This window comes from Paramesorhizobium leguminum (assembly GCF_003217235.1).
In the GTDB taxonomy this organism is placed as follows: Bacteria; Pseudomonadota; Alphaproteobacteria; order Rhizobiales; family Rhizobiaceae; genus Paramesorhizobium; species Paramesorhizobium leguminum.
The window spans coordinates 33,832-56,817 of sequence record NZ_QJTF01000003.1 but is presented as its reverse complement, the minus strand read 5'-3'; the positions used below and the strand labels follow the sequence as shown (position 1 = coordinate 56,817).

Genomic DNA, 22,986 nt, shown 5'->3' with positions numbered 1-22,986 from the left:
AACGGAGCATGACAAGTTCCGCCGCCCTGATCCAAGACCGTTTCTTCCTCGGCGTCAGCCGGTCCGCCACCGAATCGAGATGGGTCGATCGGTTGGGACTGCGCGAGGCCAACACCGCGCTGGCGATTGCGCAGAATCATGGGATGCCGGATCTGGTGGCGCGGGTGCTGGCGGGGCGGGGCGTCTCGCTCGACGATGCGCCTTTATTCATCGAGCCGACGATCAAGTCACTGATGCCCGACCCGCTGCTCCTGACCGATATGGAGCGAGCGGCGGAACGCATCGCCTCGGCAATAGCCAATCGCGAGCGCGTGGCGATCTTTGGCGATTACGATGTCGATGGCGCCTGTTCCTCCGCGTTGCTGTCGCGATTCCTGACCCATTACCATATCGCCAATGCTATCTATATTCCCGACCGCATCTTCGAAGGTTACGGCCCGAACCCGCAAGCCATGCGCGAACTCGCAGCGCAAGGCGCATCGCTGATCGTCACGGTGGATTGCGGGACGAACAGCGCGGCGGCTATCGAGGCAGCGCGGGAAGCGGGTAGCGATGTTGTGGTGCTCGACCACCATCAGGTGGGCGGTGCGTTGCCGCAGGCGGCCTTCGCAATCGTCAATCCCAATCGCGATGACGATATTTCCGCGCAGGGGCATTTGTGTGCTGCGGGCGTGGTATTCCTCACATTGGTGCAGGTGCTGCGGACTTTACGCGAACGGCGTATCGCCGGCGATATCAGCGCGCCTGATCTTCTGAGCCTTCTCGATCTGGTGGCGCTGGCGACCATCTGCGACGTGGTGCCGCTCAAGGGCGTCAACCGGGCATTCGTCGTCAAGGGGCTTCTGGTGGCGCGGGCGCAGCAGAATGCCGGGCTGGCGGCGCTGGCGCGGGTCTCGCGCATTGGCGAACCGTTGAATAATTTCCACCTGGGCTTTCTTATCGGTCCGCGCATCAATGCCGGCGGACGCATCGGCGATGCCGGGCTTGGAAGTCGTCTCCTGACGCTGGACGATCCGGTCGAAGCTGAGCGCATCGCCCAGGAGCTCGACCGGCTAAACCAGGAACGCCAGGCGATGGAACTGCAGATGCTGGCGCAAGCGGAAGCTGAAGCCGCCATGGAAATGCGGGGCGGCGAGGGACCTGCCATCGTCGTCACGGCGAGCGAAGACTGGCATCCGGGCATTGTCGGGTTGATCGCAGCGAGATTGAAGGAGCGGACGCGGCGTCCCGCCTTCGCCATCGCCTTCAACCAGAACGGCACCGGCGCCGGTTCCGGCCGCTCGATCACCGGCTTCGATCTGGGCCGCATCGTGCGCGGCGCAGTGGAGAAGGGCCTGCTCGTGAAAGGCGGCGGCCACGCCATGGCGGCGGGCATCACGGTGGAGCGGGAGAAACTGGGTAGCCTTCGCGCCTATTTCGAAGAGGCCGCGAGCGCGGCGGTGGCGAAGCTGCGCGGCGACCATAGCCTTGCCATCGACGGCGCGCTTTCCGCTTCGGGCGCAACATTAACGCTATACGCCGCGCTGGAAAAGGCCGGTCCCTACGGCTCAGGCCATCCGCAGCCGGTGCTTGCCTTGCCGCATCACCGGCTCGTGGGCGCGAATGTCGTCGGCAAGGATCATATCCGCGCGACGCTTGCGGGCGCCGATGGCAAGCGCATCAACGCCATCGCGTTTCGCGCCGCCGGAAGCGCGCTTGGCGATTTTCTCCTGAACCGCTCGGGCCAGACGATCCACGTCGCGGGCAATCTGGCGATCAACCACTGGAACGGATCGTCGTCGACGCAGATCCGTATTCTGGACGCGGCGCTCGCTGTGTAGCGCCCGGCGCCCTCGTGGTTCGAGGCTCCCCTTCGCAAGCTTCGGGTCACACCTCACCATGAGGGCTACTAAAGCGCCGGCACCCTTCACCCTCATGGTGAGGTGTGAATGGAGCGAAGCGGAATGAGCCTCGAACCACGGGGGTGAAGGGATCCATTTCTGTTTAAACAATAACAGCAGCATCATTTGAAATTTCGGGCCAAGCGCTTATAGAACGCGCACGATTTCAAGTTTCAGGATTCTCAGAATGACGACGACCGGCCTGCCTTTCGACGATTTCCGCGAACTGATCCGCAATCTGCCGGGGCCGGACGAACGCGCCGCGCAGGCCGTGCGGGAGCGCGATGCCGTGCTGACCAAGCCTGCCGGATCGCTCGGGCGGCTGGAGGAAATTGCCGTCTGGCTTGCCGCTTGGACGGGTAGGGCAAAGCCGCAGGTGACGCGGCCGCTAGTCGCCGTCTTCGCCGGCAATCATGGCGTCACGGCCAAGGGCGTTTCGCCCTATCCTTCAAGCGTGACCGCGCAGATGGTGGAGAACTTCGCCGCAGGCGGCGCGGCGATCAACCAGATGTGCATCGCCTACGATCTTGGTCTGAAAGTATTCGACCTGGCGCTGGACTTTCCGACTGGCGACATCACGGAGGAAGCGGCGATGGACGAGAAGACCTGCGCGGCAACCATGGCTTTCGGCATGGAAGCGATTGCCGGCGGCACTGATCTTCTCTGCATCGGCGAGATGGGCATCGGAAATACCACCATAGCGGCGGCGATCTGCCATGGCCTTTATGGCGGGACGGCTGAGGAATGGGCCGGTCCCGGCACAGGCGCCAATGGCGAAGTGCTAAAGCGCAAGGTCGCGGCGGTGCGCGCGGCGGTGGGGCTGCATCGCAGCCATCTGAAAGATCCGCTGGAACTGATGCGCAGGCTGGGTGGGCGCGAAATCGCCGCCATGGCAGGAGCGATCCTCGCCGCGCGGATGGAGAAGGTGCCTGTCATCATCGACGGATATGTGGCGACTTCCGCCGCCGCGATCCTGCATGCGGCCAATCCGGCGGCGATCGACCATTGCCTGTTCGCCCACGTGTCGGCGGAGCCTGGCCATCGCCGGGTGCTGGAAAAGCTCGGCAAGAAGCCGTTGCTCGATCTCGACATGAGGCTTGGCGAGGGCACGGGCGCTGCACTCGCCGCCGGCATCGTCAAGGCCGCCGCCCTTTGTCACACGGGCATGGCCACCTTCGAGCAAGCAGGCGTGAGCGGCAAGGCGAATTGAAGATAGCTCCTTGAAGCAACTGTAAGGTCTGGAAGCGACATGGCGCCATGGCTGACGATCATCGGCATCGGAGAAGACGGCGTGGAAGGCTTGGGCCGCGCCGCGTGTGACGCTCTTGCCGATGCCAAAGTCATTTTCGGTGGCAGGCGGCATCTCGATTTTCTCGACGGGAACATCAAGGGAAAGCGGATCGCGTGGCCGACGCCGTTTTCCGCTGCCATAGACATGATCCTATCCCATCACGGCAAGCCGGTCGTAGTGCTCGCGAGCGGTGATCCCATGTTCTACGGCATGGGGGCAACGCTGGCGCGGCATATCCCGCCGCAGGAAATGCATATCCTGCCGTTTCCCTCGTCGTTTTCGCTTGCTGCGGCGCGAATGGCCTGGCCCTTGCAGGACGCGACAATGCTCAGCGTCCATGGCAGGCCGCTGGAAATCATCCATGCCCATATCCAGCCCGGCAATCGGCTGTTGATCCTAAGCAATGATGGCGGAACGCCGGGTGAGGTGGCGGGGCTTCTCGCCGCGCGCGGTTTCGGCGAAAGCCTGATAACCGCCCTCGAACATCTGGGCGGCCCCAGGGAGCGCCGTATCGAAGGCACCGCGAGCGGCTGGGTGCATGAACGCACCGCTGATCTCAATGTGCTCGCCGTCGAATGCCGGGGAGGGGTGGAGGCGATATTTTATTCCCCCGTAGCTGGATTGCCCGATGCCGCCTTCGAGAATGATGGGCAGCTGACCAAGCGCGACGTGCGGGCCGCAACGCTCGCCCGGCTTGCGCCGATGCCGCGTGAATTGCTCTGGGATGTGGGCGCGGGTTGCGGTTCCATCGGCATCGAATGGATGCGCGCGCATCCGACCTGCCGCGCCATCGCCATCGAGGCGCATGCGGGAAGGCAGGGGATCATCGAGCGCAACCGTTTGGCGCTCGGCGTGCCCGGGCTCGAACTGGTCAAAGGCGAGGCGCCCGCTGCGCTCCAAGGGCTGGAGGCGCCGGATGCGATCTTCATCGGGGGGGGCTTCACCGACATGGGCGTGGCGGAGGCCTGCTGGCGAAGCCTCAAGCCCGGCGGCCGGTTCGTCGCCAATGCCGTGACGATCCAAAGCGAAATGATGCTGGTGGAATGGCAGAAAAAGGTGGGCGGCGAGTTGACGCGGCTTAGCGTGAGCCATGCCGCTCCGCTCGGCGAGTTCGACGTCTGGCGTCAGGCCCTGCCGGTGACGATGCTATCGGCGGTGAAGCTGATGAGGTAAGATGAGATGGGGAATATAGTGGGAGGGGGAAATGTCGTTGATTCATAACGAGCGGATAAAACTGCTGGCGAACGCATTCAACACGGCGGCCACATCGTCGTTTACCGTCGGTGTTCTGGCCCCGATCGCTGCTGCTTTTTATAATGTGGCAACAACGCCAGTCCGATCATCGACGATTATTATCGGGGTCGGCATTTGGCTTTTCAGCGCTTTTGCCTTACATTTGGGAGCAAGACGCATCCTTGGAGGATTGGTAGAATGACTGGTATGCAGCTATTTGCCTTCGTAATTCTCCCACTCGTCATCGCTGGCCTTGGCTGGGTGATTGTGCTTTGGACCGAGTATCAGAACAAGCGCGCTGACCCCAAGCATCCGCGCCGGTAATGCTCCATGACACAACAAATTTTCATGTGGTGGGTTTTCCCAATTCTGGTCGCCGTGGCCTGCTTTGGCTGGATTTGGTACGATAAACACTTCCATAGCCGTTCCGGTCGTTAGAAAGAATATGACGGCTGCTCAGATTTTTTATCTCTTCGTTTTGCCAGTTCTAGTAGCAGCTGGCGGATACGGCGCTTTGCTTTGGGCCAAATATCAGAGTAGGCATTCAGACGCTAAGCATTCCCGGCGCTGAGGCCATGACTGGTACGCAGCTATTTGCCTTCGTAATCTTCGCTCGTCATTGTCGTCCTTGGTTGGGTGATCGTGTTATGGATAGAGTATCAGGACAAGCGCTCCATGACCGAATAAATCTCGGTTCTCGCTGATTAATCCCCGCGAGCGGCAATCCTGATAAAATTCATCCGATTTTAAAAACATGACTTGCGTCGTCATGTTATCTTGAGCTAATTCTGCCGCATACCTATCCCATCGGATTTTCGGGGAGTTTGCCATGCAGCATAGCCGTTTGAGCGCCACCACGCGCGTCACGCTTTCGCAGCCTCATATTCTTATGGGTAAACTTCTCGACCATTTCTCCGAACACGCCGATATCACCATGACGGAGCGGCGGGGCGAGTTTGCGCTGCCCTATGGCCGCGCCGTGGTGGAGGCCGATGATGTGAGTCTCACCTTCCATACCGAAGGGGATGACGATACGGGCCTTGCCTATATGAAATATGCCGTTGCCGAGCATGTCCTCGAATTCGCCGAGGGCGAGACGCCGAGGATCGTCTGGAGCGGCGATGGCGCGGCTGGCTCGCCGTTGCCCTATTTCCGCGAGATGCGCGTCGTCTGCGCCCGCAATATCACGCCGCATATGCGCCGCGTGACGCTCAAGGGCGAGAATATGGAGCGCTTCGCGCATGGCGGGCTGCATGTGCGCCTGCTTTTTCCGCCAAAGGGCGTGGCTGCGCCGCAATGGCCGGTCACCGGCGAGGACGGGCGTCCGCTCTGGCCGGAGGGCGAGAACAAGCTCGTCAACCGGGTCTATACGATCCGCAATATCGACGTGGAGAGAGGCGAGGTCGATATCGACATCGTCATCCACGAGGGTGACGAGACGCCGGGCTCTTCCTTCGCGCTGAAGGCCGGAGAGGGCGATCTGGTGGGCATGACCGGTCCCGGTGGCAGCGCTCTGGGCGATGCGGACTGGTATCTCTTCGCCGGTGATGAAACGGCGCTGCCGGCCATCGGCCGCATTCTGGAAAGCCTACCCGCGCATGTGAAAGCCGTGGTGCGCATTGAGGTGGATAGCGCGGCGGAAGAGCAGGATTTGCGCTCCGATGCCGATATCGATGTGGTCTGGCTTCACCGCAATGGACAGGAAGCAGGGACGACCGCGCTGCTCGCCGATGCGGTGCGCGCGGTGGAATTTCCCGATGACGGCACACGCGTATACGCCTGGGCTGGCTGCGAGTTCGCGGCCTTCCGCGCTATCCGCGCTTATATACGTAAAGAACGCAAGCTCGACCGGCAGGACCATCTTGTCGTTGCCTACTGGCGCCGCGGCCTTGATGGCGATAATGCAAGGCGTGACAAAGACGACAACTGATATCCGGCGATTCCCCGCCGGATAAATTCAGGTTCCTGACCCATGCTCCGGCGGTTCTTCTCCTATTACAGGCCCTACAAGGGCCTTTTTCTTGTCGATTTCGGCTGCGCCGTCCTCTCCGGTCTTCTGGAACTCGGCTTTCCCATGGCGATCAAGATGTTCGTTGATCATCTCCTGCCGGGGCAGGACTGGGCGCTGATCCTGCTCGCTTCCGCCGGGCTGCTGATTGTCTATCTCGTCAATACCGGGTTGATGGCGGTGGTGACCTATTGGGGCCATATGCTCGGCATCAACATCGAGACGGAGATGCGGCGCAAGGTTTTCGACCATTTGCAGAAGCTCTCCTTCCGCTTCTACGACAACACCAAGACGGGGCATCTGATCGCCCGCGTCACCAAGGATCTGGAGGAGGTGGGCGAGGTCGCGCATCACGGGCCGGAAGACCTCTTCATCGCCATCATGACCTTTCTCGGCGCCTTCGCGCTGATGTTCTCGATCAACGTGCATCTGGCATGGATTACGGCGGCGGTCGTGCCGCTGGTGGCGTGGCTGACGAGCCGCTATGGCGGCCGCATGACGCGCACCTGGCAGGCGCTCTATGGCCGCGTCGGCGATTTCAACGTGCGCATCGAGGAAAATGTCGGCGGCATGCGCGTCGTCCAGGCCTTTGCCAACGAGGAGTACGAACGCAAGCTCTTCGCGCGCGAGAACAGCCGCTACCGCGAGACCAAGCTCGATGCCTATCGCATCATGGCGGCAAGCACGTCGCTCTCCTACATGTCGATGCGGCTGACGCAGCTCATCGTCATGCTGGCGGGGACATGGTTCGTGCTGCACGGGCAATTGACCAATGGCGGGTTCATCAGCTTCCTGCTGCTGGTGGGCGTATTCATCCGCCCGGTCGAAAAGATCAATTCGGTCATCGAGACCTATCCCAAGGGCATCGCCGGGTTCCGCCGCTATACGGAGCTTCTCGATACCGAGCCGGACATCGTCGACGCGCCGGATGCGGTTGCCGTATCGGGTCTCACCGGCGATATCCGCTATCGCAATGTCACCTTCGGCTACAGCGCCGACAAAAAGGTGCTGCGCGATATTGATCTGGAAATCCGCGCGGGCGAGACAGTGGCCTTTGTCGGCCCGTCAGGGGCCGGGAAGACCACGCTCTGCTCGCTTCTGCCGCGCTTCTATGAGATCGATGCGGGCGAGATCAGCATCGACGGCGTGGACATCCGCAAGATGACGCTCGCCTCCCTGCGTGAGCAAATCGGCATCGTGCAGCAGGACGTGTTCCTGTTCGGCGGCTCGATCCGCGAAAACATCGCCTATGGCCGTCTCGATGCGAGCGACCGGGAGATTGAGACGGCGGCGCACCGCGCGCGGCTCGATGCGATGATTGCAAGCCTGCCTGCTGGATACGATACCATCATCGGCGAGCGCGGCGTGAAGCTTTCGGGCGGCCAGAAGCAACGCCTGGCGATTGCGCGCATGTTCCTGAAGAACCCGCCGATCCTCATTCTCGACGAGGCGACCTCGGCGCTCGATACCGAAACCGAGCGGGCGATCCAGCAATCGCTTGCGGAGCTTTCGGCGGGGCGGACGACGCTGGTAATCGCGCATCGGCTGGCGACGATCAGGAATGCGGATCGTATTGTCGTGGTGGATGAGACTGGGGTGGCGGAGCAGGGGCGGCATGGAGATTTGATTGCTGCCGGAGGGGTTTATCGTCGGCTGCATGATGCGCAGTTTGAGCTTACGGGGAGTTAGGGGTGGTTTACGGGCGCTGCGGGGCACTTCACCCCCCTCTGTCCTGCCGGACATCTCCCCCTCAAGGGGGGAGATTGGCTGACACATCCTTCCGCTTCCATTTTGCGACGTTTGCAATTGGTTCCGAGCGTTCATGAAGGCGTAATCTCCCCCCTTGAGGGGGAGATGCCCGGCAGGGCAGAGGGGGGTATTTTAGCGCGAGCATTAAAAGTAAAAATGGCACCGCCCATCAGGCGATGCCATTTATCATAAGTCACACGCCGCGCTTATTCCGCCGGCACCGGGCTTAAATCGCCCTGGCTCATGTCGCTCTCGCTCACCGAGCGCGACCGATCATGCCTCTGTGCCGCGCGCGCCAAAATGCTCTGGCGGTTGACGGATTGGCATTCGGCGTCGATGCGGTGGATGAGGATTTCCGCCCGTTCGATTGAACCAAGCAGCGCGAGGATCGTGCCGCGTTCTTCGGCGCCGGCATTGGGGCCGAGTGCAAGGGTGCGCGCGCGCAGTTCCTCGACCTCGGGGTAGCTGACATGGCCGGCGGGCATGGCGGGATCGGTGATGCCGTGGTCGGGCATGATCTCGCGTAGCGAGGCGTCGAGCTTGTCGAGCGCGGCTTCGACGATAGCGCGGGCCGGATCGCTGAACTTCTCGCGTTTGACGCGGCGCGCCACCTGATGCATCGATTCCGTCAGCGCAGCCGTGAAATCCGCCTCCTCGATCAGGCTGGCGATGAGGTCGAGCTGCTCGTAGGGCAGGTCTTCCTTCATCAGCGAAGCGGTATAGGCGCGGATATCGCGGCTGAGAATGTCGGTTGCGAGATAGTGCTCGCCCGGATCGGACGGCGCGGTCTTGGCGCCGCGCGCGATGTCGAGAAACATCGCTCCCGCCTGCAGATGACGGGCGGTTTCCTTCTGCACGGCGGGAACGGCGAGCGCGAAATCGCTGGCGAGCTTGCTGTTGAGGAATTTGGGCGTCGAGTAATCCTCGATGTCCTCGGCATCGGTGCGGCCGATACGCGAGAGCACGCGCTCAAACACGCCGACGAAGGGAAACAGCAGCGCCGTGTTGAAGACATTGAAGAAGGTGGAATAGAGGCCGACCGCGACCGGAACCAGCGGGAAGGTTTCCTTGCCGTCGACCATGACCGGAATAGCGGGGTCGCCGCCGAACCACTGCATACCCCATTTCAGAATTTCGATGGAGACGAAGAACAACGGGACGGTGATGCACACGCCGATGATGTTGAAGGTGATATGCGCGTAAGCGGCGCGCTTGGCGTTCTTCGACAAATTGAGCGAGGCGATCCATGAGGTGATCGTGGTGCCGAGATCCGCGCCGAGCGAGAAGGCGACGGCCGTCTGCCAGTCGAGGATGCCGGCGGCGCCGAGGCCCATGACGATGCCGATCGTCGCTGACGATGAGTGGATCATCGCGGTCACGCCGGCGGCGATAAGAACGCATTTGAGCAGGTTGAAATAGCTGTCGGCCTGCAGCGTCGAAAGCAGGTCCATCACTTCAGGCATGTTGCGCAACTGGCGCAGGCCGCCGGTCATAAGGTTGAGCCCGTAGAAGATCAGCGCGAAGCCCATGCAGGCGAGCGCGATGTTGCGGACCTTCTCGCTTTTGGAGAAGCAGTAGAGGAGGGAGAACGCGCCCGCGAAGATCAAGCCCAGCGGCCCGAGCGGCAGCGCGATCAGCCCGTTGCCAAGCGTCGTGCCGATATTGGCGCCCATGATGACGCTGATGGCTGGCCGGAGGCCCACGACACCGGCGTTGACGAGGCCGACGACCATCACCGTCATCGCGGTCGAAGACTGGATGACGCCGGTAATGGCTGTACCGGCCAGTACGCCCTTGATCGGCGTTCCCGCCGCCTTGGCGAGAAAGGCGCGCATCTTGTTGACGGAAAGCGCCTGAATGCCGTTCGACATGAATTCGAGGCCGAGCATGAAGATGCCCAGCCCGCCGATAACCGGCACGAGGATATCCTTGAAAATATCTACATCCATCTACTCAGTCCCCAGCTTTGGTTTTCCCCTGGAGTGCCGTTTCGAGGCGACACGCGAATAACTGCTCGTTCGATGGATGATCGTAATATCGTTGATTGACGGATGGATGACAGCGCGGGGGAATGCCGCGCTGTCCTTTATGTGAAAGCTACAGCGGTTCATATTTTGACGGATCACCAAGCGCCCCCGTGGTTCGAGGCTCATTCCGCTTCGCTCCATTCACACCTCACCATGAGGGCTACTGCGGCGTTGCAACCCTTCACCCTCATGGTGAGGTGCGAGCGTAGCGAGCCTCGAACCACGGGGGTGAAGGGCGCACAGTTGTTTCCATGAAAATATAAAATGCACTAAAATGGGTGAAAAATCGAGTAAAGGTTTCGACGTAAATGCCTGATATTACGCTGTTTTGCGTCGAAAGCCTTCGCTCGCCCGCATCAGGTTGCGGGTATAGTCCTCGCGGACGTTGCCACTCGCCAGATCCTCCGCATCGAGCTGTTCCACAATATCTCCGTTCTGCATGACCGCCAGCCGCTCGCACATATGGGTGATGACGGCGAGGTCGTGGCTGACCATGATGAAGGTCAGCTTGCGGTCGCGACGGATATGTTCGAGCAAATTGAGCACTTCGGCTTGCACCGAGGCGTCGAGCGCCGAGGTTGGTTCGTCGAGGAGCAGGATCGAGGGTTCGACGATCAGCGCGCGGGCGATGGCGATGCGCTGGCGCTGGCCGCCGGAGAGCTGGTGCGGATAGCGGAAGCGGAAGCCGGAACCGAGGCCCACCTCGTCGAGCGCCCGGACGATGCGCTTTTCGCTGTCGGCGAAGCCGTGAATGGCGAGCGGTTCGAGCAGCAGGCGGTCCACGGTCTGGCGCGGATGGAGTGAGCCGTAGGGGTCCTGGAATACCATCTGGACCGTGCGGTAGAAGGCCTTGCCGCGCGGGGTGGTGACCGGGTTTCTATCGATGCGGATTTCGCCCGATGCGATGGGGGCAAGTCCGGCGACGGCGCGCAGCAGCGTCGATTTGCCGGAACCGGATTCTCCGACGAGGCCGAAGGATTCGGCTTGGCGTACATCGATGCTGACGCTTTTCAGCGCGCGGAAAGAATCGAAGACGACTTCGAGCTTGTTGACGGAGAGGGCTGTCATAGCAACCACTCCGCCTGACGCTGCAAGGTGGGCAGGGGATGACGGTCAAACCCAAGCTTCGGCATGCAGTCGAGCAGCCCTTGCGTATAGGGATGCTTGGCATTGGCGAGATCGCTCGCCGCGATCTCCTCGACGATGCGGCCCGCATACATGACGATGACGCGGTCGCAGAAGGAGGAGACGAGGCGCAGATCGTGGGATATGAAGATCAGGCCCATGCCGCGTTCGGCGACCAGCTTGTCGAGAATGGCGAGCACTTCAAGCTGTACCGTGACATCGAGCGCCGAGGTCGGCTCGTCGGCGATGAGCAGTTCCGGCCCTGATATCAGCATCATGGCGATCATGGCGCGCTGGCCCATGCCGCCTGAGACTTCGTGCGGATAAAGGCCGAAGACGCGTTCGGGATCGCGGATTTGTACCGCCTCCAGCATTTCGAGCGCGCGCCGTTTTGCTTGCGCCCGCCCGATGTTTTCATGGGCGCGGAGCGTCTCGACGATCTGGCGACCGATGGTCATGACCGGATTGAGCGAATATTTCGGGTCCTGCAGCACCATGGCGATGCGGTTGCCGCGCAGTGTCCGGCGTTCACGCGGCGAAATCTTCAGAAGATCGACGCCGTCGAATGCGAGGCGCTTGGCCGCCACCTCCGCATGCGGCGGCGTCAGGCCCATGATGGCGCGACCCGTCTGCGATTTGCCGGAGCCGGATTCGCCGACGATGCCGAGCCGTTCGCGCCCGAGCGAGAAGGAAACGCCGCGCACCGCCTCGATGGTGCCGGTGCGGGTGGGGAAGTGGACCCGCAGGTCCTGGACGTCGAGAAGCGTGCTCATTGGTTGCTGCCTCTGGGATCGAGCGCATCGCGCAGGCCGTCGCCGAGCAGGTTGAAGCCGAGGCTGACGATGAGGATCGCGAGGCCCGGCATGGCGGCGACCCACCATTGGTCGAGGATGAAGCGGCGCCCGGAGGCTATCATCGCGCCCCATTCCGGCAATGGCGGCTGCGCGCCGAGCCCGAGGAAGCCGAGACCGGCGGCGGTGAGGATGATGCCGGCCATGTCGAGCGTCACGCGCACGATGAGCGAGGAGAGGCAGAGCGGCATGATGTGGCGGATGACGATGCGGGCAGGGGAGGCGCCCATCAGTTGCACGGCGGCGATATAGTCGGAATTGCGTACCGTCAGGGTTTCCGCCCGCGCGATGCGGGCATAGGGCGGCCATGAGGTGATGGCGATGGCGATGACGGCGTTTTCGATGCCCGGTCCGAGCGCGGCGACGAAGGCGAGGGCCAGGATGAGCTTCGGGAAGGCGAGGAAGATGTCGGTGATGCGCATCAGGATCGCGTCGGTCCACCCGCCCGCATAGCCGGCGACGGTGCCGACCAGCAGCCCGATGGGGGCGGCGATGATGGCGACGAGCAGGACCACGTAAAGCGTCAGCCGCGAGCCGTAGATGAGGCGCGAGAGGATATCGCGGCCTTGATCGTCGGTGCCGAGCAGATGCGCGCCGCCGGGCGGCAGAAGCCGCGTGGTCGCGAGATCGCCGTTGAAAGGCGAATAGGGCGCCAGCAAATTGGCGAAGGCGGCGACGAAGAGCAGGGCGAGGATGATGAGAAGGCCAAGCACGGCGAGCCTGTTGGCCGTGAAGCGCCGCCAGACCATGTAGAACCGCCCGAGCCGCGCCTGCATGCGCGATTGCGGGCGCTCGGAGAGGAGCCAGTTACGAAAACTTTGGTTTGTTTCTGCGATTTCGCTCATCGGGCGCGCGTCCTTGGATCGAGGGTCCGATAGAGCAGATCGGAGATGAGGTTCAAGGCGATGAAGACGGAGCCGATGACAACAGTACCGCCGAGTACGGCATTCATGTCGGCATTCTGCAGCGAGTTGGTGATGTATTGGCCGAGACCCGGCCAGGAGAAGACGGTTTCGGTGAGGACGGAGCCCTCGAGCATGCCGGCATAGGAAAGCGCGATCACCGTAACCAGCGGTACGGCTGCATTGCGCAACGCATGGCGCCAGATGATGCGGCTCTCCGACAGGCCCTTGGCGCGGGCGGCGACCACATATTCCTGTTCCAGCTCGTTCAGCATGAAGGAGCGGGTCATGCGGCTGATATAGGCGAGCGAAAAATAGCCGAGCAGGCAGGCGGGCAGGATGATATGGCTGAGGATATCCCGCAGCGCATCCCATTGGCGCTGGATGATGGCATCGATGATGTAGAAGCCCGTGATCGGGGTGAAGGTGTATTCATATACGACATCGATGCGTCCCGGCCCCGCTGTCCAGCCGAGGCGGGCATAGAAGACCAGCAGCGCCATCAGGCCGAGCCAGAAGATCGGCACGGAATAGCCGAACAGGCCGATGACGCGCACCGTCTGGTCGATGAACGTTCCGCGCTTTACTGCAGCCAGAACGCCGAGCGGGACGCCTATCATTGAGCCGATGAGCGTTCCGAGCGTGGCGAGTTCCATCGTCGCGGGAAATACGCGGCGTATGTCGGTCAGGACCGGATTGCCGGTGAGCACCGATGTGCCGAAATCGCCGTGGAGGACCTTCGAGACGTAGATGACGAACTGCCAGCAGAGCGGTTCGTTGAGGCCCAGCTCCTGCCGGGCGCGGGCTATGGTGCTGGCAGGCGCGCGGTCGCCGACGATGGCGAGCACGGGGTCGATGGGGATGACGCGGCCGATGAAGAAGGTCACGGCGAGGAGGCCGAGATAGGTGGTGATGACGATGACGAGGAATTTGCCGATGGTGGTGGCCAGCCCGGTGGCTCGGAGGCGGACAGTTGATCGGGGTACATCAAACGCTACCACGGCGGGGGGCCTTCATTTTTAAGCAACGGTTTTCCTTCATGGGGCAGCCATTCTGCTCTGTCGGACCGGCTCGCCCCCTCCTTCCCCCTTGCGGGGAAGGTGCCCGCGGAGCGGGCGGATGGGGGTGGTGACATTTGCGCCTCTGCTGGAGACCGTGGTGTAAACGTCACCACCCCCACCCGACCCTTCGGGCCACTTGCCGGGGCCGAGCCACGGGTCTCGGCCCGTCCTTCGGACCCCCGCAAGGGGGAGGGAGGGGCGCTCCGGCAACGTCGCCTTTACTTCTTCCCCACCGTATAAACATAGTTGGTCGAGAACGTCGGGCCGAGCTTGTAGTTCTCGATATTGTCCCGGACGCCCGCCACCTCGGTTTGCTGGAAGAGGATCACGAAGGGACCGGTATCCAGCACCTTCTTCTGCAGGTCGTGGTACATCTCGACGCGCTTGGCGGTGTCGCGTTCCAGCACGGCGGCCTTGGTTTCCTTCGTCAGTTCAGGAATATCCCAGCTATTGCGCCAGGCGAGCGTCTTGGCCGAAGCGCCGTCGCTGTTATCGGGGTTGGATGTGAACGTATCGGCGTTGCTGTGCGGGTCCCAGTAATCCATGCCCCAGTCGCCGATATAGATGTCGTGGTTGCGGGCGCGGTATTTGGTGAGGGTCTGCTTGCCGTCCCCTGGGACGATCTCAAGCTTGACGCCCGCCTTGGCGAAGGTCTGTTGCATCGATTCCGCGATGCCGGTGATCGGCTGGGTGTTGCGCGTATCCATGGTGACGGAGAAGCCATCCTTGAGACCGGCCTTCTCAAGCAGTTCTTTGGCCTTCTTGACGTCGAGCTTGTAGGGCGTATCGTCGATCTCGCCGAGAACGCCCTTGGGCAGGAACGGCTGGTGGATCGTGCCGATGCCCTTGATCAGCGTCTTGCCGATGGCGTTGTAATCGACGAGATATTTCAGCGCCTCGCGCACTTCGGGCTTGGCGAGATCAGGATTCTTCTGGTTCAGGCCGAAATAGTACACCGTGCCCTTCGGCGCGCTGGTAAAGGAGATGTCCTTTTCCTTCGCCATGGCGTCGAGGTCGCCGGGCTGGAGATTGCGCGCGATATCGACATCGCCCTTTTCGAGCAACAGGCGCTGCGTCGCGCTTTCCTTCACATGGCGGTAGATGACGCGGTTCAGCTTCGCCTTGTCACCATGATAATTGTCGTTGCGCTCCATGACGAGGATTTCGTTGGCGCGCCAGTCGCGGATGGTCAGCGGGCCGGAGCCGGCATAATGGTTCTTCAGCCAGGCATTGCCGTAATCATTACCGACGACATTCTGCAGCACCAGCGTCTTGTCGATCACGGAGGCGACGTCGGCGGTGAGGCAATTGAGCACGAAACTCGGGGCATAAGGCTTGTCGACGGTCAGCACGAAGGTGGAAGGATCGACGGCCTTGGCCTTCTCATCGACATTGGCCGCGGTCAGGCCAAACTGGGTGAGGATGAAGGATGGGCTCTTGTCGATCTTCACCGCGCGCTGAATTGAAAAAGCAACGTCCTCGGCGGTAACAGGATTGCCGGAGGCGAATTTGAGGCCGGGCTTGAGCTTGAACGTATAGGTCAGGCCGTCGTCGGAGACGGTCCAGCTTTCCGCGATGTCGCCTACCACCTTGGACGTGTCGCTCAAGTCGAGGCGAACGAGCCGGTCATAGGAATTACCGAGAATTTCGCCGGTGCTGATTTCGAAGGATTCGCCGGGATCGAGCGTCATGATATCGTCGAATGCCCATGCCAGAACGAGCGTATCCTGCGGCGTTGCCGCCGAGGCCGACGTTGTTGCCGTGACAGCCAAGGCAATAGCAGCCCCGGCAGCGAGAATGCGAAATCGCCCGAAATTCATCATCATGTTCGTTCCCTCATTTTTGTAGATGCGCGTCAATCCGCCGGGCAGTCTTGATCATGCTTCATGCCAGGCGGAGCGCAGCACCCTCAACCAGTTCTCGCGGCATATCTTCGCGAGGTCTTCCTCACCATATCCGGCCCGGCGGAGCGCGACAATCAGGTTTTGCGTGCCCGCGGCGTCGCCGATGTCGCGGGGGATCAGCGCGCCGTCAAAGTCGGAACCCAGCGCCACGCAATCGATGCCGGCGCGGGAAACCATGTGGTCGATGTGGCGCACCATATCCTCAAGCGGCGTATCGGCATTCTCCCGCCCGTCGGCGCGCAGCATGGTGACGGCATAGTTGAGCCCGGCGATGCCCTTGCGCTCGCGGATCGCATCGAGCTGGCGATCGGTGAGGTTGCGGGCGACTGGCGTCAGCACATGGGCGTTGGAATGGCTGGCGATGAGGGGCTGGTCGCTCAGCTCCGCCACGTCCCAGAAGCCCTTTGCGGTCATATGGGCGGTATCGATGAGAATGCCGAGGCTGTTGCAGGCCTTGACGAGTTCGCGGCCGGCATCGGTCAGGCCGGGGCCGGCGTCGGGGTCCATGGGGTAGGCGAAGGGCACGCCATGGCCGAAAATATTATGCCGGCTCCAGACCGGGCCGAGTGAGCGCAGACCGGCGGCATAAAACACTTCGAGCGCCGACAAATCCTTGTCGATCGCCTCGCAGCCTTCCATGTGGAGCACGGCGGCGAAACGGCCATCCGCCACGGCCTTATCGATGTCCGCTCCGCTGCGGCAAAGGCTCCAGCCGCCCGCCCGATCTATTTTGTGGGCGATGCTAGCCAACTCAAGCGCGATGTCGAGGGAGCGCGGGCGCTCCAACGGGGCGGAAAGCGGCGTCTGGTAGTGACCGTTCGCATCGGGCTTCCTGAGGTTCAGGCCGCCTTCGGAGGGGATATAGATGGCGCAAAGGCCGCCCATGACGCCACCCTTTTTCGCGCGGGGCAGGTCGAGATGGCCACGGCCGGTACCCTCGATGAATTCTCGCACAGGATCGGCACCCTTGCGGGCATTGCTCCATAAGCGCAACAACACATCATTATGACCGTCGAAAACGGCTTGCATCGCATGATCCTCAATATTTGTTCTTCGCAAGTCTGGACGGAAAACTTGTTCTCACACTTTTCCTGATCTTGCTTTCCGTAAAATGGCGGAGGGCACCCCTCGAATCGAATTTAGCCGAGAAAATGGAGGGCGTCGCCTGTCTCCTGCGACAAAAACATGCGGTGAAATGCGTATTGTTGTTAAAATTAATATACTGCAATTCTTTAATGGCATGACATTGCTATACTTTAAAGAAAACGAATTCTTTTTAAGAAAAATGTATACCCTCCATTTAATTGGGGTTTCGCTCGCGTTAATTTTGTTGCAATTTACTTGGGCTGGCAACCCACCCAGCTCGAGACCCGGCGCTCCCCAAGCCCGCTAAGCCCCCGGATTGCCGGGTCTCTTCTTTCTTTTCTTTCCTCCTCCAAAGTTGAAGCCGCCCGAAAGGGCGGCTTTTTTTTGGCATTGCGAACCATCAAGATGGTGGCTGTATAGCAAAAGCCGACAGCGCGGGATCGGAGGCTGCCTGCCCGGGTGCCCATGTACCAAGATCACTGCGGGCGACGAAAATGCCGATGAAGAAAACGACGAGGAAAAGGCTGAGCGCCGCTCGCGGTAAAAATTCTCGCAGCATGAAAAATCCTCAAAAATTAAATTAGAAGATCGCGGAAAATATATTATCGCATAACGTTAGTTTTGCGGAAAAATACACCTAATGGTTTATATCGTCAAGGCCAGTATCAGTTGCGCAGGTTGATCTGAAGATATGCATCCGTAACGATCCGGCAATCGACTTGATCGCTGTTTGGGTCAAGCGGAACGCCATCGATCGCGATGAGTTTCCTGGTGCTGACAAGCCAGGGAATGGTGTGATCGCCGTTGGTTTGGATAAGAAATTTACCGTTGTTCGGCTGGGCGCCGGTCACGAAATTGAACATGCCCTCCGGGTAGGTCTGGTTGATGAAATCGAACGGCTGATTGGGGTAGCCGAGGAGGCTATTGATCTGCACCTTGGGGGCGGCGCCGGCGAGTGAGAAGCGGATAGTGGAGTCTGGGATTTTTGGAGCGATGACGCCAACGTTGAAGACGAATTCCGCGTTGTCCTGGACAGTAAATTGAACATCATCCCCGTAGTAAAACGTCGCGCCTTCGATATACCCTTTTGCGTTTTCGCTGAGGGTAACTGTTGTATCGCCAAAGACTACAGCGTCAGTACCGGAATCCGATGCCAATAGTGAGCTTAAAAATATTCCAGCATTCTTTGTTATGTTGATAGGTCCGTGAACCAATGCGATCCACCAGCATTTTATGATGAGGCGCGCCTGATCCAGGATATTTATTTCTTTAACGTTTACCTCGATCTCCTCGACAAGTTCCATGTCGATCACGCCGTGGCTCGTTGCTTCCAAGACGATGCTGGAGTCGGGCTTGGCCCATGCCGTAACCGTGTCCCTGATCTGGAAACAGCCTTCGTTCGACACTCTTATGTGCGTGTAGGTGGCGGAAGAGAGGCTGGGAGAGGTTGCCAGATAGAATATAGGGGCAAATTCGTCGCCATCCTTGTATCCGCCTGAGTATATCAGCGTGCCGTTCCTGATGTCGATGAGGGTACGCTCGGCTGCCGGGATGCTCACATACTCAAGGCACCATGTCGGTCCGCCGTGATCGAGATTTTCTGTGTTAATTGCGGACAACGTCACAATCTGGTTTGGGGCATCCAGCAGAAAGCTGGTGCCGATTGCCTTGTTGAATGCGTCCGGGTAACCGGTCTGCGTCGAACTGGGGCCGGTGTAGACCTGATCGGCGTAGGTATCCCAAAGAAAGGCCTCGTTGTTCATCGTAATTTCCTAAATTTAATTATTTAAAATGGAATACAGGACGCAGGCATGAGGTGATCGTTCGAAGGAACCGGTGCGTCACGCTTGCGCGGCTGCGAAAGTCAGAAATATAAAAACGTATAATATTGGCTTCATCCCCCGAACAGGGGAAACCAATCGCAAATCATTGCGCACTTATAAGTTGAGTTTGTCAAGGAAATTTCGAGCGCTCATGCGCATGAACACCGGATGCCGAAGCCTCCGGTGTTCATGGCATTTATATATTCAAAGCTATCAGAACCTGTAGTTGACGCCCGCCTTGATGGCGTGGTTGCTCAGATTGTCGCGCTGGCTCTTGCCTGCGACTTCGGTCTTCACATCGCCGAAGCGCATGTAATCATATTCGACTTTGGCCGAGAGCGGGCCGGAGATTTGCTGCTCGACGCCGGCGCCAAGAAGAACGCCGCCTTCCCAGTTGCTGCCTGAGGTAACCGTGCCCTTCGGCTTGAACTTGGTCGCGCCATAGCCCAGCGCGCCATAGACGAGCGTCTTGTCCATCGCCACGCCGGCCTTCGCCTTGGCGACGCCGCTCCAGGATTGCTGCAGCGTGCCGCCGCGTCCCAGGCGATGTTCGGCTTCCGCGAAATTGGCCTCGACCTCGCCGCCATAAACGAATTTGCCGTTCTGGAAGGTCTTGCCCGCGACAACGCCGCCGAGAGCGCCTGTACGGTTGGAGAACGGGTTGGGGAATTCCGAGGAGGACGCGCCGATCTGGGCGCCGACATAATTGCCGGACCAGTTCTGTTCCGTTTCCAGGGGGGCGGGTTCGGCATACTCGTTGTTGTAGTTGCCGAGGTCGGCAGCCAAGGCGGCGGGCATGGCGAGGGGGGCGGCAAGAGCGGCGATGACGACGAGAGAAAGGTTGCGCGTGGACATGGGGTCGAACTCCGATATGCGAATGCGCCGGCATTCGAAAAGCGCCGGTCGTTTGGGGTGTGGGCGCGGGCCTCTATAGCTATCCGCCCGCACCGGAAACTGTTCTTTCGATCCAGATGAAATATGCCGGAAATGCGTAAAATTCGATATTAATTATATGTTTTCGTTAGTAGAATTCGAATCTTGCTTAACAAGCCGTAAATATTTAATGCAGCGGCCAGAAATACATCAGCGCCGGCACCGCGACGAGCACGACGATGATCGACAGGGGCAGGCCCAGCCGGGGGTAGTCGCTGAATTTATAGCCGCCGGGGGCCATGACGAGCGTGTTGCACTGGTGGCCGATGGGCGTCACGAAATCGCAGCCGGCGCCGATGGCGACCGCCATCAGGAAGGCGTCCGGCTTATAGCCAAGGCCGGTGGCGAAGCTGGTGGCGATTGGCGCGACGACCAGAACGGTCGCGGCATTGTTGAGGAAGGGGGTGACAGCCATGCCGGTGACGAGCATGAGCGCGAGCGCGCCGTAAGGGGGGAGTTCGTGGCCGAACACCGTCAGCCAGTTTGCGATGACATTGCTTGCACCCGTCGTTCGCAAGGCGTCGCTGACGGGGATGAGAGCCGCGAGCATCACAAGGATCGGTCCGTTGACCTCGCCATAGACCTCGCGCAGGGGAAGGGCGCGGAAAAGCACCATGGCGACGGCGGCGCTAAAGAAGGCGATTGCAACCGGTAGAATGCCCAGGGCCGTGGCGCCCATGGCGACGATGAGAATGAGCAGCGGCACCAGCCCGCGCCGGAAGCTGCCAAGCAGGATCGGTCGCCGGGCGAGCGGCAGGCAGCCGAATTCGCGCAGGATATTCGGCAAATTCGTGTCCTTGCCCTGCAGCACGATGACATCGCCAAAACGGAAGATGATTTCGCCCAGCCGCTCCTTGATGCGCTCGCCCTGGCGGCTCACCGCCAGAAGGTTGACGTCATAGCGCTCGAACAGCGCCATTTGCCGGGCGGAGTGGCCGATGAGCGGCGAGCCATCGGCGATGACGGCCTCGATGGCGTCGATCTCCGCCGAGCGCTCGTCGGCGGAGGGCTTGCGCTCGGAGGAAAGAGTGAGCCGCCCTTGCGTGACGATCTGGTCGAGCGCTTTGGGATCGCCTTCAAGAATGAGGATGTCATTCCGGCGCAGCACCGCGTCGGGGAGGGGCGGCATATGCCTGTCGCCGCGGACGATGGACGTAACTTTCGCGTCGCCTTCCGCCGATCGCATGAGGTCGGCGACGGTCTTGCCGAGCGCCGCGGAATTCTTCGTTACCCGCGCTTCGGAGACATAATTGCTGATTTCGATCGCCTCATCCATTGAAGCGGTGGCGCGGGTGCGCGCCGGGACCAGCCAATAGAAGCAAACAAGAAAAAGGACACCGGCGATGGCAAGGGTGACGCCCACGGGGGTGAAATCGAACATGGTGAAACTGTGCCCGGTCATTTCCGCGCGGATGCGCGAGACGACGATATTGGGCGAGGTGCCGATCTGAGTCATCAGGCCGCCCAGAAGCGCGCCATATGCCATGGGCATCAGGAAAATGGAGGGCGAGACATTGGAGCGGCGGGCATATTGAAAGGCGATGGGGATCATGATCGCCAGCGCGCCGATATTCTTGACGAAGGCGGACAGCACCGTGACGCTGATGACGAGGACAGCCAGTTGCCCCCTTACGGACGTCAATCGCGGGGTGAACCGCTGCACCAGCGTTTCCATCAAGCCCGATCGCGCGACCCCGGCGCTGACGATCAGCGCGCTCGCGACGATGATGACAATTTGATCGCTGAACCCCTTGAAGGCGTCATCGAACGGCACGACGCCGACCGCGATTGCGACAAGCAGGGAACAGATGGCGACGATGTCATAACGGAAACGCCCCCAGATGAACGCCACCATCATCAGGGAAATGACCGCAACCGCCAATAATTGCTGGGTCGTCACGTTTTCGCTCCTCTCTGAGACTCTAAACATGCGATCCGCTACTTTAGCAGCATGATATCCGGCCCGGACGCAATCGCATAGCCGAAGTTGCAGGTATTGCAGTGATTGGCCCCAGCGGATAATTTCGCGGAAACTTGATTGAACATAGGGAACATCAGCTTGAACCTGTTTCGCGGCCTTTCCGCCTTCCCGCTGACGCCTACCGATGCGGAGGGCCATGTCCAGGCGGACGAGCTTGGCGCCATCCTTGACCGCCTTCATGAGGCGGGGGTGGACTCTATCGGGCTGCTCGGCAGTACCGGAGGGTACGCTTTTCTCACTCGCGCCGAACGGCGGCGCGCGGTGGAGATGACCGTAAACAGGGTAGGGGGCAGGACGCCTGTTATCGTTGGGGTCGGGGCGCTGAGAACGGACGAGGCGCAAGGGCTGGCGCAGGATGCGGCGAGCGCCGGGGCGGATGGCCTGTTGCTCGCGCCGGTATCGTACACGCCATTGACCGAGGAGGAGGTTTTCCAGCATTTTGTGGCAGTGGCGTCCGTCACCGAGCTTCCATTGTGCATTTACAACAATCCGGGCACCACCAAGTTCAGCTTCAGCGAGGCGTTGATTGCGCGACTGTCGCATGTGCCGAACATTGTTGCCGTGAAAATGCCCTTGCCGCCGGGCGGAAACTTCAAGGACGAATTGGCCCGTCTGCGGGCGATCACGCCGGACGGTTTCGCAATCGGCTATAGCGGCGATTGGGGTGCGGCGGACGCGCTGCTGGCAGGCTGCGATGCGTGGTTTAGCGTCGTGGCCGGGCTTCTGCCCGGACCAGCGCTGAAGCTGACACGCGCGGCGCAAACGGGCGATGCAGTCGAAGCTCAGCGTATCAACGGTGCTTTTGAGCCATTGTGGGCATTATTCAAGGAGTTTGGCAGTTTCCGCGTGATGTATGTCATCGCCGATCTTTTGGGCCTGAGCAAAGCCGAACCGCCGCGCCCGATATTGCCATTATCGACGGAGGTGCGGGAACGGGTGCAGGCGGCCCTGGCGGGGATACTGAGGGAAACCGTTTGAGGAGAAAGTTTTCATTCGGACGTGAAGGGCTTCTAGAGCATTTCATATTTACACGGAAACAACTGTGCGCCCTTCACCCCCGTGGTTCGAGGCTCCGCTTCGCTCCGCACCTCACCATGAGGGTGAAGGGTTGCATCGCTGCAGTAGCCCTCAT

18 protein-coding genes are annotated in these 22,986 nt (G+C 60.6%); 7 read left to right on the top strand and 11 right to left on the bottom strand.

Features of this window, described 5'->3' with window-relative positions; translation table 11 throughout:
• The first annotated feature begins 26 nt into the window (after positions 1-26).
• From recJ to C7477_RS03230, 4 genes are all read left to right on the top strand, one after another.
• On the top strand, positions 27-1,820 hold the full coding sequence (gene recJ / locus C7477_RS03245) for a single-stranded-DNA-specific exonuclease RecJ (RefSeq protein WP_181418341.1): 1,794 nt from the start codon (positions 27-29) through the stop codon (positions 1,818-1,820).
• Positions 1,821-2,067: 247 nt separating this feature from the next.
• A complete protein-coding gene (gene cobT, locus C7477_RS03240; RefSeq protein ID WP_110748936.1) occupies positions 2,068-3,090 on the top strand; it encodes a nicotinate-nucleotide--dimethylbenzimidazole phosphoribosyltransferase in 1,023 nt (340 codons plus the stop codon).
• Positions 3,091-3,129: 39 nt separating this feature from the next.
• On the top strand, positions 3,130-4,344 hold the full coding sequence (cbiE, locus tag C7477_RS03235) for a precorrin-6y C5,15-methyltransferase (decarboxylating) subunit CbiE (protein WP_110748934.1): 1,215 nt from the start codon (positions 3,130-3,132) through the stop codon (positions 4,342-4,344).
• A 31-nt stretch (positions 4,345-4,375) separates the two neighbouring features.
• Positions 4,376-4,606 (top strand): hypothetical protein, encoded by a 231-nt coding sequence (locus tag C7477_RS03230; protein ID WP_110748932.1) that lies wholly within the window; start codon positions 4,376-4,378, stop codon positions 4,604-4,606.
• An 11-nt stretch (positions 4,607-4,617) separates the two neighbouring features.
• On the opposite strand, the gene C7477_RS18880 is transcribed toward C7477_RS03230, so the two are convergent.
• Entirely contained in the window at positions 4,618-4,824 is a 207-nt protein-coding gene (locus tag C7477_RS18880; RefSeq protein ID WP_181418325.1) for a hypothetical protein, read from the bottom strand.
• A 409-nt stretch (positions 4,825-5,233) separates the two neighbouring features.
• On the opposite strand from C7477_RS18880, the gene C7477_RS03225 reads away from it, so the two are divergent.
• Complete coding sequence (locus C7477_RS03225) at positions 5,234-6,334, top strand: siderophore-interacting protein (RefSeq protein ID WP_110748930.1); 1,101 nt, start codon at positions 5,234-5,236, stop codon at positions 6,332-6,334.
• A 42-nt stretch (positions 6,335-6,376) separates the two neighbouring features.
• Positions 6,377-8,101 (top strand): ABC transporter ATP-binding protein, encoded by a 1,725-nt coding sequence (locus C7477_RS03220; protein WP_110748928.1) that lies wholly within the window; start codon positions 6,377-6,379, stop codon positions 8,099-8,101.
• A 266-nt stretch (positions 8,102-8,367) separates the two neighbouring features.
• On the opposite strand, the gene C7477_RS03210 is transcribed toward C7477_RS03220, so the two are convergent.
• The 10 genes from C7477_RS03210 to C7477_RS03165 all read right to left on the bottom strand — a co-directional run bounded on the left by C7477_RS03210 (position 8,368) and on the right by C7477_RS03165 (position 21,773).
• Positions 8,368-10,110: a Na/Pi cotransporter family protein gene (locus C7477_RS03210; RefSeq protein ID WP_110748926.1), complete on the bottom strand. Its 1,743-nt coding sequence runs from the start codon at positions 10,108-10,110 to the stop codon at positions 8,368-8,370.
• Positions 10,111-10,506: 396 nt separating this feature from the next.
• Positions 10,507-11,256: an ABC transporter ATP-binding protein gene (locus C7477_RS03205; protein ID WP_110748924.1), complete on the bottom strand. Its 750-nt coding sequence runs from the start codon at positions 11,254-11,256 to the stop codon at positions 10,507-10,509.
• Positions 11,253-12,086, bottom strand: a complete 834-nt coding sequence (locus C7477_RS03200) for an ABC transporter ATP-binding protein (RefSeq protein WP_110748921.1) — start codon at positions 12,084-12,086, stop codon at positions 11,253-11,255. Before C7477_RS03200 ends, C7477_RS03205 begins: the two co-directional genes overlap by 4 nt.
• On the bottom strand, positions 12,083-13,009 hold the full coding sequence (gene nikC, locus C7477_RS03195) for a nickel transporter permease (protein ID WP_110748919.1): 927 nt from the start codon (positions 13,007-13,009) through the stop codon (positions 12,083-12,085). Before nikC ends, C7477_RS03200 begins: the two co-directional genes overlap by 4 nt.
• On the bottom strand, positions 13,006-14,016 hold the full coding sequence (locus C7477_RS03190) for an ABC transporter permease (RefSeq protein ID WP_245411712.1): 1,011 nt from the start codon (positions 14,014-14,016) through the stop codon (positions 13,006-13,008). The genes nikC and C7477_RS03190 overlap by 4 nt, the downstream gene beginning before the upstream one ends.
• Positions 14,017-14,345: 329 nt before the next feature.
• Positions 14,346-15,953 carry an ABC transporter substrate-binding protein gene (locus tag C7477_RS03185; RefSeq protein ID WP_110749365.1) on the bottom strand — a complete coding sequence of 536 codons (1,608 nt, stop codon included), beginning with the start codon at positions 15,951-15,953 and terminating at the stop codon, positions 14,346-14,348.
• Between the two features lie 51 nt (positions 15,954-16,004).
• Positions 16,005-17,060 carry a dipeptidase gene (locus tag C7477_RS03180; protein WP_110748915.1) on the bottom strand — a complete coding sequence of 352 codons (1,056 nt, stop codon included), beginning with the start codon at positions 17,058-17,060 and terminating at the stop codon, positions 16,005-16,007.
• Positions 17,061-17,782: 722 nt separating this feature from the next.
• A complete protein-coding gene (locus C7477_RS03175; RefSeq protein WP_110748913.1) occupies positions 17,783-18,880 on the bottom strand; it encodes a hypothetical protein in 1,098 nt (365 codons plus the stop codon).
• 273 nt (positions 18,881-19,153) lie between these two features.
• Complete coding sequence (locus C7477_RS03170; protein WP_110748911.1) at positions 19,154-19,795, bottom strand: outer membrane protein; 642 nt, start codon at positions 19,793-19,795, stop codon at positions 19,154-19,156.
• 205 nt (positions 19,796-20,000) lie between these two features.
• Positions 20,001-21,773 (bottom strand): SLC13 family permease, encoded by a 1,773-nt coding sequence (locus C7477_RS03165; protein WP_110748909.1) that lies wholly within the window; start codon positions 21,771-21,773, stop codon positions 20,001-20,003.
• 159 nt (positions 21,774-21,932) lie between these two features.
• Here C7477_RS03165 and C7477_RS03160 point away from each other — a divergent pair, with 159 nt between their 5' ends.
• A complete protein-coding gene (locus C7477_RS03160; RefSeq protein WP_110748907.1) occupies positions 21,933-22,832 on the top strand; it encodes a dihydrodipicolinate synthase family protein in 900 nt (299 codons plus the stop codon).
• The last annotated feature ends 154 nt before the right edge of the window (positions 22,833-22,986 follow it).

Coding starts and splice junctions, on each gene's coding strand:
- C7477_RS03225 (WP_110748930.1), top strand. CDS start 5,234: ATGCAGCATAGCCGTTTGAGCGCCACCACGCGCGTCACGCTTTCGCAG.
- C7477_RS03170 (WP_110748911.1), bottom strand. CDS start 19,795: ATGTCCACGCGCAACCTTTCTCTCGTCGTCATCGCCGCTCTTGCCGCC.
- C7477_RS03220 (WP_110748928.1), top strand. CDS start 6,377: ATGCTCCGGCGGTTCTTCTCCTATTACAGGCCCTACAAGGGCCTTTTT.
- C7477_RS03200 (WP_110748921.1), bottom strand. CDS start 12,086: ATGAGCACGCTTCTCGACGTCCAGGACCTGCGGGTCCACTTCCCCACC.
- C7477_RS03205 (WP_110748924.1), bottom strand. CDS start 11,256: ATGACAGCCCTCTCCGTCAACAAGCTCGAAGTCGTCTTCGATTCTTTC.
- cobT (WP_110748936.1), top strand. CDS start 2,068: ATGACGACGACCGGCCTGCCTTTCGACGATTTCCGCGAACTGATCCGC.
- C7477_RS03180 (WP_110748915.1), bottom strand. CDS start 17,060: ATGCAAGCCGTTTTCGACGGTCATAATGATGTGTTGTTGCGCTTATGG.
- C7477_RS18880 (WP_181418325.1), bottom strand. CDS start 4,824: ATGGAAGTGTTTATCGTACCAAATCCAGCCAAAGCAGGCCACGGCGAC.
- C7477_RS03210 (WP_110748926.1), bottom strand. CDS start 10,110: ATGGATGTAGATATTTTCAAGGATATCCTCGTGCCGGTTATCGGCGGG.
- C7477_RS03230 (WP_110748932.1), top strand. CDS start 4,376: ATGTCGTTGATTCATAACGAGCGGATAAAACTGCTGGCGAACGCATTC.
- C7477_RS03185 (WP_110749365.1), bottom strand. CDS start 15,953: ATGATGATGAATTTCGGGCGATTTCGCATTCTCGCTGCCGGGGCTGCT.
- cbiE (WP_110748934.1), top strand. CDS start 3,130: ATGGCGCCATGGCTGACGATCATCGGCATCGGAGAAGACGGCGTGGAA.
- nikC (WP_110748919.1), bottom strand. CDS start 13,009: ATGAGCGAAATCGCAGAAACAAACCAAAGTTTTCGTAACTGGCTCCTC.
- C7477_RS03175 (WP_110748913.1), bottom strand. CDS start 18,880: ATGAACAACGAGGCCTTTCTTTGGGATACCTACGCCGATCAGGTCTAC.